This window comes from Pedococcus sp., from assembly GCF_036554925.1.
Taxonomy (GTDB): domain Bacteria; phylum Actinomycetota; class Actinomycetes; order Actinomycetales; family Dermatophilaceae; genus Pedococcus_A.
The window spans coordinates 1-9627 of record NZ_DATBMI010000127.1 but is presented as its reverse complement, the minus strand read 5'-3'; the positions used below and the strand labels follow the sequence as shown (position 1 = coordinate 9627).

The following is a 9627-nucleotide window of genomic DNA, read 5'->3' as shown; positions in this document are numbered from 1 at the left end:
GTGCTGTCGCTGCCCGGCTCGCCCTGCCTCTACTACGGCGACGAGATCGGCATGGGCGACAACATCTGGCTGAACGACCGCGACGCCGTCCGCACGCCGATGCAGTGGACCCCCGACCGCAACAGCGGCTTCTCCGTGGCCGAGCCCGGCAAGCTCTACCTGCCGGTCATCTCCTCGCTCGTCTACCACTACAACAACGTCAACGTCGAGGCCCAGATGGCGCACAGCTCCTCGCTGCTGCACTGGGTCCGCGCGATGCTCGAGGTGCGCAGGCGCCACCCCGTCTTCGGCCTCGGCACCTTCGAGGTGTGCCCCTCCGACAACGACGCCGTGCTGTCGTTCATGCGGGTGCACCAGCCCGAGGAGGGGTCGGGCTCGGCGTCACAGGGCGATGCCGTGCTGTGCGTGAACAACCTGTCCTCGCGGCCGCAGGCGACCGTGGTGCGGGTGCCCGATGAGTTCAAGGGCGCCCAGCTCGTCGACCTGTTCGGGGGCCACGGCTTCCCGAAGGTCACCGACGACGGCACGCTCACGCTGACCCTGGGCTCGCGCGACTTCTTCTGGCTGCGGCTCGACACCGGTGCCGCGCATGGCTGAGATCCACTCGGGCGCGACGCTCACACCCACCAAGCTGGAGCTCCTCCCCGACTGGATGGCACGCCAGCGGTGGTATGCCGCCAAGGGCCGGGTCCCGCGGCTGCGCAAGCTGTGGTCGTGGCGCCTCGACGACCCCGCGGGGCGCGTCGGCATCGAGACCCTTCTCGTGGTCGACGAGTCCGGTCCGTCGCCGGTGGTGTACCAGGTGCCGCTGACCTACCGCGGCGCCCCGCTCGAGGGCGGCCAGGAGGCCCTGGTCGGCACCATGGAGCACAGCGTCCTCGGGCCCCGCTGGGTCTACGACGGTCCCCGGGACCCGGTGTACGCCGCGCAGCTCCTCGAGCTGCTGCTGGGGCGGGCCACCGCGCAGGCCGGCAGCGCGTCCGACACCCCGGAGCCGGAGGTCGAGGGCGTGCGCCACCGGTCTGCGCCGGCCGTGGAGGTCCACGGGTCGCGGGTGCTGACCGGGGAGCAGTCGAACACCTCGATCATCTACGACTGCACGGACGCCAACGGCGACCCGAAGCCGTTGATCTGCAAGGTGTTCCGCACGCTGCAGGACGGTGAGAACCCCGACGTCGTGGTCCAAGGCGCCCTGGCCGAGGCCGGATCGCTGAGGGTCCCGGCCATGGCCGGGTCCGTGAGCGCGAGCTGGCCGGCCGTCGACGACGCCGACTCGCGGGCCCAGGGCCACCTCGCGTTCGCGCAGGAGTTCTTCCCCGGCACCGAGGACGCCTGGCGCGTGGCGCTGCGGGCGGTCGGCGAGGGCCGCGACTTCACCGGACCGGCACAGGAGCTCGGCGCGGCGACTGCCGAGGTGCACGCGCGCCTGGCCGAGGCCCTGCCGACCGAGCCGGTGAGCCCCGAGGCCATCGCCGCGACGGTGGCCGGCATGCGCCGTCGCTACTTCGCGGCAGCCTCCGAGGTGCCGGCCATCGCCGCCTACGACCACGAGATCACAGCCATCTTCGAGCTGGCTGCCGAGGCGGACTGGCCACGGCTCCAGCGCATCCACGGCGACTACCACCTCGGCCAGGTGCTGCAGGTTCCCGGCCGCGGCTGGGTGCTGCTCGACTTCGAGGGCGAGCCGCTGCGCCCCCTCTCCGAGCGCAGCCGGCCCGACCTGGCGGTCCGCGACATCGCGGGCATGCTGAGGTCCTTCGACTACGCCGCGGGCTCGTGGGAGCGCGCCCACCCGGGCTCCTCCGCGCGCCGGTGGGCGGAGGACGCCCAGGTGGCGTTCCTCGACGGGTATGCCGCGGTCGCCGGCCGTGACCCGCGCGCGGACTCCGCGCTCCTCACCGCGCTCCAGCTGGACAAGGCCCTGTACGAGATCGTCTACGAGGCCCGTAATCGACCGACCTGGCTGTCCATCCCCACCGACGCCGTGGTCCGACTGCTCGACGAGGCCAGGAAGGCAACCCGATGAGCCCCAAGATCCCCAAGCGCCCCCGCGCCACCAAGCCCGACACGAAGGCGACCGAGACCCGCCCGAAGGCGGCTGCCCCGGCGGTCGAGCAGGCACCCGCCAGCCCGCCCGCCGCGCCGGCGCCCGCCAGCCCGCCCGCCGCGCCGGCGCCGGCCACCCCTCCCGCCGCGTCGGCGCCGGCTGGCACCGGGTCGACCCCCGAGCCCCTGCCCGCGCCGCCCAACGTGACCGGGGCGATCGAGGCCCTGGCCGCCGGCCGCCACCAGCAGCCGCACGACCTGCTCGGCCAGCACCTCGAGGCCGGCGGTCTGCGGGTGCGCGCCTTCCGCCCCATGGCGCGCACTGTCGCCGTGCGGTTCGAGGACGGCGAGCGCCTGCAGCTCGAGCACCAGGCCCACGGCGTCTGGACCGGCTTGCGCGAGGGCGGGAGCCGGACCATGGACTACCGCCTGCACGTCGCCTACGACGACGGCATCGCGCACGAGCAGGACGACCCGTACCGCTTCGCGCCCACGCTCGGCCAGGTCGACCTGCACCTGATCGGCGAGGGCCGCCACGAGCAGCTCTGGACCGTGCTGGGCGCCCACGTGCGCGAGTACGGCGGGCCGCTGGGCACCGTCCGCGGCACCTCGTTCGCCGTGTGGGCGCCGCGCGCCCGCGCCGTGCACGTCATCGGCGACTTCAACGGCTGGGACAGCATCCGCCACCCGATGCGACTGCTCGGCGAGTCCGGCGTGTGGGAGCTCTTCATCCCCGGGGTCGGCGAGGGCAACCGGTACAAGTACGAGATCCGCGGCTCCGACGACGTCGTGCGCTCGAAGGCCGACCCGATGGCCCAGGCCGCCGAGACGCCGCCTGCTACGGGGTCGGTCGTCACGCGGTCGCAGTACGACTGGGGCGACGAGGAGTGGATGCGCCGACGCGGTGAGCGGGACCCGCACACCGGGCCGATGAGCGTGTACGAGGTCCACCTGGGCTCGTGGCGCACCGGTCAGTCCTACCGCGACCTCGCCGAGCACCTCGTCAACTACGTGTCCGACCTCGGTTTCACGCACGTCGAGTTCCTGCCGGTGATGGAGCACCCGTACGGCCCGTCCTGGGGCTACCAGGTGACCGGCTACTACGCGCCGACGGCCCGGTTCGGCAGCCCCGACGACTTCCGCCACCTCGTCGACCGGCTGCACCAGGCAGGGATCGGCGTGATCCTCGACTGGGTCCCGGCACACTTCCCCCGGGATGCCTGGGCCCTCGCCAAGTTCGACGGACAGGCGCTCTACGAGCACCCCGACCCCCGCCGCGGCGACCAGCCGGACTGGGGCACCCACATCTTCGACTTCGGCCGCATGCAGGTCCGGAACTTCCTCGTGGCCAACGCGATCTACTGGCTCGAGGAGTTCCACGTCGACGGCCTGCGGGTCGATGCCGTCGCGTCGATGCTGTACCTCGACTACTCACGCCGCGACGGGCAGTGGCTGCCGAACCAGTACGGGGGCCGGGAGAACCTCGAGGCGATCGGGCTGCTGCAGGAGGTCAACGCGACCACCTACAAGCGGGTGCCCGGCATCGTCACGGTCGCCGAGGAGTCGACCTCCTGGCCCGGCGTCACCAAGCCCACGGACGCCGGCGGCCTCGGCTTCGGGCTGAAGTGGAACATGGGGTGGATGAACGACACCCTGCGCTACGTCGCGCAGGACCCGGTGCACCGGCAGTACCACCACAACCTGCTGACGTTCTCGCTGATGTACGCCTACAGCGAGAACTACCTGCTGCCGATCAGCCACGACGAGGTGGTGCACGGCAAGGGGTCCCTGCTGCGCAAGATCCCCGGCAGCCGCTACGACCAGCTGGCCACGCTGCGGGCCTACCTCGCCTACATCTGGAGCCACCCGGGCAAGCAGCTCATCTTCATGGGCAGCGAGTTCGCGCAGGAGGCCGAGTGGGCCGACGGCCGTGAGCTCGACTGGTGGCTGCTCGACCATGCCGCGCACTACCGCGTGCACAACCTCGTCAAGCAGCTCAACGCCATCTACAAGCACCACTCGGCGCTCTGGGCGCTCGACCACTCCCCCGCCGGGTTCGAGTGGTTGAACGCCGACGACAACGCGGGAAACACCTTCTCGTACCTGCGGTTCGGCGCCGAGGACCGCGAGAGCGGCCCGGTCGTGGCGGTCGTGGTGAACTTCAACGGCATGGCCCGGGACAACCTCCGGGTGGGCGTGCCGCGCCCGGGACGGTGGCGCGTGGTGCTCGACACCAGCGGCTACGACGAGTTCGGCACGCCCAGCCAGGCCGACGTGGTGGTCGAGGCGCAGGAGCAGCCGTGGGACAACCAGCCGTACTCCGTCGAGGTGCGCGTCGCGGCCCTGGCGTCGGTCTGGCTGGCCCCCGTCGAGGATGCCTGACGTGGTGGACACCCGGGCCGGGCAGCCGGCGCAGGCCTCCGACCTCGTCGACGTGGCCCACCTCGTCACCGCCTACTACACGCTGACCCCCGACCCGGAGGACGTCGACCAGCAGGTGGCGTTCGGCACGTCGGGCCACCGGGGGTCGAGCCTGAGGACGGCGTTCAACGAGGCCCACATCCTGGCGACGACGCAGGCGATCTGCGACTACCGCCGGGCGCAGGGCTACGACGGGCCGCTGTTCATGGGGCGCGACACCCACGGGCTGTCCGAGCCGGCGTGGGCCTCCGCGCTCGAGGTCCTGGCGGCCAACGACGTCACCGTGCTCGTCGACAGCCGCGACGGGTACACCCCGACCCCAGCGGTCTCGCACGCGATCCTGCGCGCCAACGCCGGCAAGGCCCTCGGCGGGCCCGGTCTCGCCGACGGCATCGTGGTCACCCCCTCGCACAACCCGCCCGCCGACGGTGGCTTCAAGTACAACCCGCCGCACGGCGGCCCGGCCGACACCGACGCCACCAAGGCCATTGCCGCCCGGGCCAACGAGCTCATCGCCGGCGGCCTGGCCGAGGTGCACCGTATGCCGTTCCCGCGCGCCCGCGCGCACGCCGGGGCCTACGACTTCCTGGGGACCTACGTCGACGACCTGCCGCAGGTCGTCGACCTGCAGCGGGTCAGGGACGCCGGCGTGCGGATCGGCGCAGACCCGCTGGGCGGTGCGAGCGTCGCCTACTGGGGCGAGATCGCCGACCGGCACGGCCTGGACCTCACCGTGGTGAACCCGCTGGTCGACCCCACCTGGCGCTTCATGACCCTGGACTGGGACGGCAAGATCCGGATGGACTGCTCCTCCCCCTCCGCGATGGCCTCGCTCATCGCGCAGCGGGACCGCTACGACATCGCCACCGGCAACGACGCCGACGCGGACCGCCACGGCGTCGTCACCCCCGACGCCGGGCTGATGAACCCCAACCACTACTTGGCGGTGGCCATCCGCTACCTCTTCGGGGGTGCCCGCCCGGGCTGGCCCCCGGGCGCCGCCATCGGCAAGACCCTGGTGTCGTCGTCGATGATCGACCGCGTGGCGCAGGAGGTCGGGGGTCGGCTGGTCGAGGTCCCGGTCGGGTTCAAGTGGTTCGTCCCCGGCCTGATCGACGGCAGCTTCGGCTTCGGGGGCGAGGAGTCGGCCGGGGCGTCCTTCCTGCGCATGGACGGCACCGCGTGGACGACCGACAAGGACGGCATCATCCTCGCGCTGCTCGCCTCCGAGGTCCTCGCCGCCACGGGGAAGTCGCCCAGCCAGCACTACGCCGAGCTCACGGCGCTGCACGGTGACCCGGCCTACGCGCGGATCGACGCCCCCGCCAACCGCGAGGAGAAGGCCAAGCTCGCCGCGCTCTCCCCTGAGGACGTGGCGGCCGACTCCTTGGCAGGGGAGCCGATCACGGCCAAGCTGACGGAGGCGCCCGGCAACGGCGCCGCGATCGGCGGGCTCAAGGTCACCACGCAGTCGGCGTGGTTCGCGGCCCGCCCGTCGGGCACCGAGGACGTCTACAAGATCTACGCGGAGTCCTTCAAGGGGCCGGAGCACCTCGCGCAGGTGCAGGCCGAGGCCCGCGAGGTCGTCAGCGCCGCCCTCGGCGGCTGACGGCCTCCCGGCGGCCGGGGACGACCCGCGTCGGCCAACGTTCGCCCGACCTTCAGCACCGCGGCGGATCTTCGCCGGGGCGTGACAGGTCCGCCAACCGCGCGAACCGTGGCGGACCGGGTCAGCGGGCCAGCCAGCCCTTGGACGCGTAGGCGTCGCGGCCGCGGGAGGTGAGGTCGGCGAGCTCGTCGAACAGGCCCTCGTCGACCCGGGTGAAGTTGAAGCAGGACTTGCCCTGCATCCGCTTGCGCAGCTCGGGCGAGATGCCGCCGGCCACCCCGGCCTCGGTGTAGGCCGGCATCAGGTAGTAGCTGACGTACCTCTTCTGCTGCTTGACCCCGGCGAACAGCATCCCGTCGGGGTACTTCTCGTGGGGCGCGCCGAGCAGCATGTAGGTGTCTCCCGGCGACGCGTCGTCGACCTTGCGCGAGACCGGGCGGTTCGCGTCCGTGATGTTGGTCGAGACGGTGAAGACGTCCTCGTGGGCGGAGAGCCGACGGCGCAGTTCCGCGAAGACCGGGGCGAGATCGGGCATGACCCCAGCGTAGGCGCGCCGCGCACGACAGCCACCGGAGACACGGCCCCACAGCGTGACGGCGTCACGGGTCACGGCGTCACGGGTCACCGGTCACCGGTCACGGAGACACGGCCCACGGAATATCGACCGCGGTCAATGGGTTGGGACCACCATGAGCCTCGACACCCGTGAGCACCGCAGCACCGCCCCTGCCATGTCGTCGTTCCCGCGCTCCTCCGAGTCCGGCCCCAACCTCGCCACGCTCGACCAGCTGCGCGCGATGCGCCGACGCCGGTCGCTGCCGACGCACGCCCTGCGCCGGCCGCTGCCCGGCGAGAAGGTCGCCTGCTGACCGGGTGGTCGTCGGGTGGCGGTGCGGGGGGGCCGAACGGTGCGCCGGCCGCTGCCACTAGTCGGTGGGCACCGCCGGAGCGGGGCCGCCGACCGCGGACTCGTCTGCGGCTGAGGCGCCCGAGCCGAGCCGTGACCGCTCGTCGTCCACCCAGAGCCGGGTGAGTCCGCCGAAGTGCCCCTCGAACCGGTCCCACTCGTGCGGCGGGTACGTCTGCTGGATGGTGCTGGTCAGCAGCTTGCGGAAGTCCTCGGAGTCCACCCACTCCAGGACCATCTCGTCGACGTGCGGCAGCGCCTGCTCGCAGAACTCCTGGTAGCGGGCGGTGTCGAAGTAGGCGTCGGCGAGGTGCTGGTACGCCCCGAGCTTGCTGCGGTAGTCCAGGCTCTCGTCGTCGGCCACCTCGAACCAGCCGCCGGTGTCGACCTGGGTCCGCGGCTTGCGCCCGGTCGCCAGGCAGAACACCGACCAGCGCAGCAGCGCCTTCATGGCCCACGGGAAGTAGTAGTGCAGTGACGTGACCGCGACGTCGGGACAGGCGTTGGCGTAGTCGATCGGGTAGACCACGCCGTCCTTGACGAGCATCTCGCAGGAGTTGAACTCCCAGCGGAAGAAGGCGTTCACGGTCTGGGCGATGGTGACCGCCTCGGTCCCCACGTCCTCGCTGAGGAAGCCGTGCCGCACGGCATACCTGTTGTGCATGGGCTCGTCGGGCTGGAACTTCATCACCATCGTCTCGGGACCGATCGTCAGGGCCCGGGCGAACACCTCGAAGCCGTCGACGGCCTTCTGCAGGTGCATGAGCATCTCGCCGGAGTCGTCGTAGGCGTGGTGGAGGTCGTCGCGGTTGCGGATCATCGACACACCGCGCCAGGCGCCGCCGTCGAAGGGCTTCATGAACATCGGGTAGCCGAGCTCGTCGGCGATCCGGTCGAGGTCGAAGGACTTGTTGTACTTGGCCGAGGTGAAGGCCCAGCGGGCGTTGTCGACCGGGTTCTTGTACGGCACGAGCACGGTCTCGGGGACGTGCATGCCGAGACGCATCATCGCGCAGTAGGCGGAGTGCTTCTCCATGGACTGGAACGTGAAGGGGCTGTTGAGCAGGTACACGTCGTCCATGAGCGCGACCTTCTTCAGCCACTCCCGCGGGTGGTAGTACCAGTGCGCCAAGCGGTCGATGACGAGGTCGTGCCTCGGCTTGTCGCGCAGGTTGAACGGCTCGATCGTGACGCGCTCGGTCCTCATCTGGTGCGCGCTGCCGTCCGGCGCCGTGACCACGCCCAGCCGGCGTGCCAGCGCCTCGAAGGCGGTCGGCCAGTCACCCTCCGCTCCCAGCAGCAGGCCGATCAGGTGCTCTTGCGTCGCGGGCATGGTGGCTCCAATCCGGGTCAGCGGTCGTGCATCATCCTGTCGTGCCCCAGCATTTCCGCAAGAGGTCGGTCAGTGCCGGGTCCAGCGCGTCGCGCCACGCGGTGTAGCTGTGCAGGTCGGGCACCCGGCTGAACGCCACCTCGTGCCCGGCGCGCCGGAGCGCCGAGGCCATGTCCTCGTTGTTGCTGAGGTTGCCCTCGAGGGCGCCGCACGTCATGGCGACGTGCAGGGGGTGCTCCGTGTGCCGCGCGTCGAGGACCGCCTCCACCGTGCGCGAGATGCGACCGAAGTACCTGAAGCCGGACTCGTCGTCGTCGTGGCGGACCCGGAAGAACGACCCGGACTGGGCGAAGACGCCGCCGACCTGTGGCGCACCCAGCAGTCCCGCGAGCAGGGCGGTCAGGCCGCCGAGGCTGGCGCCCATCACCACGACGGGCCCGGCCGTCGCGTACTCCTGCGTGACCTGGGCGAGGCCGTCCTCGACGAGGGTGCGCAGGTACCTCGGTGACGCGGAGTACCACGCGTCGCGCTCCACCGGCTGGGCCAGGGCGACCCGGTGGGCCGGCAGCGCCCCTGCCGCCGCCTGGGCAGCGCTGTAGCGCGTGATCGCGGCGTACCGGTCGTACTCGGGGCCGTCGTGCACCACGAGCAGCGGCAAGGGATCGTGGTCGGCGCTGCCCTCCGGCGACCAGACGGTCACGGGCAGCGCGGCGGCGGTCTCCCCCACCACCGCCAGCGTGCGGCGGCTCCCGCCGACGGCCGGTGCCCGCAGCCAGGCGGGCGCGGCATACCCCGGCAGCTCCACCACCGACCGCTCCCCGAAGACCGTCGGCACGCGCAGGGGGTTGCCGGGGTCGGCGACGGTCTCGCGGCTCCCGTCCGGCCGGGTCAGCTCGAGGCGGTACTCGATCCGCTGCAGGGAGGGACGCGGCAGCCTCAGCTCCCAGTGCCCGTCGACAGCGGTGAAGCCGCGCGGCCCCGGAACGGCGGGGCTGCAGTCGAGCGACACCGCGGCATACGCCCCGGCGGGGTCGGCGAAGCGGAACCGGACGTGGTCGTCCAGCATCTTCGGCGGCGCCACGGGCGTCAGAACAACGCGCTCATGAGGGCGGTGCGGGCCTTGCGCACCCGCTCGTCGTGGGGGCCCACCACGGAGAACAGCTCCAGCAGGTGCGTTCGGACACGCTCGCGGTCCTCGCCGCTCGTCACGCGGACGAGGTCGATCAGGCGGAGGAAGGCGTCCTCGACGTGGCCCCCGAGGAGGTCGAGGTCGGCGACCAGGGTCTGCGCGTCGATGTCGGTGGGGGCCGC

Annotated in this window: 9 protein-coding genes; 5 read left to right on the top strand and 4 right to left on the bottom strand. The window is 71.9% G+C overall.

The genetic code is table 11. The features are described 5' to 3' along the window. From VIB11_RS10830 to pgm, 4 genes are all read left to right on the top strand, one after another. On the top strand, nucleotides 1-597 hold a 597-nt coding region (locus VIB11_RS10830), incomplete at its 5' end, for an alpha-glucosidase C-terminal domain-containing protein (protein WP_332031120.1). Beyond that, nucleotides 590-2026, top strand: a complete 1437-nt coding sequence (locus VIB11_RS10825) for a maltokinase N-terminal cap-like domain-containing protein (RefSeq protein WP_332031118.1) — start codon at nucleotides 590-592, stop codon at nucleotides 2024-2026. The genes VIB11_RS10830 and VIB11_RS10825, both read left to right, overlap by 8 nt. Beyond that, a complete protein-coding gene (gene glgB, locus VIB11_RS10820; protein ID WP_332031116.1) occupies nucleotides 2023-4428 on the top strand; it encodes a 1,4-alpha-glucan branching protein GlgB in 2406 nt (801 codons plus the stop codon). The genes VIB11_RS10825 and glgB overlap by 4 nt, the downstream gene beginning before the upstream one ends. Nucleotide 4429: 1 nt before the next feature. Then, nucleotides 4430-6076 carry a phosphoglucomutase (alpha-D-glucose-1,6-bisphosphate-dependent) gene (pgm, locus tag VIB11_RS10815; protein WP_332031114.1) on the top strand — a complete coding sequence of 549 codons (1647 nt, stop codon included), beginning with the start codon at nucleotides 4430-4432 and terminating at the stop codon, nucleotides 6074-6076. Nucleotides 6077-6197: 121 nt separating this feature from the next. Here pgm and VIB11_RS10810 read toward each other — a convergent pair whose 3' ends face one another. Then, nucleotides 6198-6611 (bottom strand): hypothetical protein, encoded by a 414-nt coding sequence (locus VIB11_RS10810; protein WP_332031112.1) that lies wholly within the window; start codon nucleotides 6609-6611, stop codon nucleotides 6198-6200. Nucleotides 6612-6765: 154 nt separating this feature from the next. Between VIB11_RS10810 and VIB11_RS10805 the strand changes: the two genes are divergently transcribed. Continuing rightward, nucleotides 6766-6945, top strand: coding sequence for a hypothetical protein (locus VIB11_RS10805; protein WP_332031110.1), 180 nt, complete (start codon nucleotides 6766-6768; stop codon nucleotides 6943-6945). A 57-nt stretch (nucleotides 6946-7002) separates the two neighbouring features. Here VIB11_RS10805 and VIB11_RS10800 read toward each other — a convergent pair whose 3' ends face one another. From VIB11_RS10800 to VIB11_RS10790, 3 genes are all read right to left on the bottom strand, one after another. Further along, complete coding sequence (locus tag VIB11_RS10800; protein ID WP_332031108.1) at nucleotides 7003-8316, bottom strand: hypothetical protein; 1314 nt, start codon at nucleotides 8314-8316, stop codon at nucleotides 7003-7005. A 31-nt stretch (nucleotides 8317-8347) separates the two neighbouring features. After that, nucleotides 8348-9397, bottom strand: a complete 1050-nt coding sequence (locus VIB11_RS10795; protein WP_332031106.1) for an alpha/beta hydrolase-fold protein — start codon at nucleotides 9395-9397, stop codon at nucleotides 8348-8350. A 5-nt stretch (nucleotides 9398-9402) separates the two neighbouring features. After that, on the bottom strand, nucleotides 9403-9627 hold a 225-nt coding region (locus VIB11_RS10790; protein ID WP_332031104.1), incomplete at its 5' end, for a tetratricopeptide repeat protein.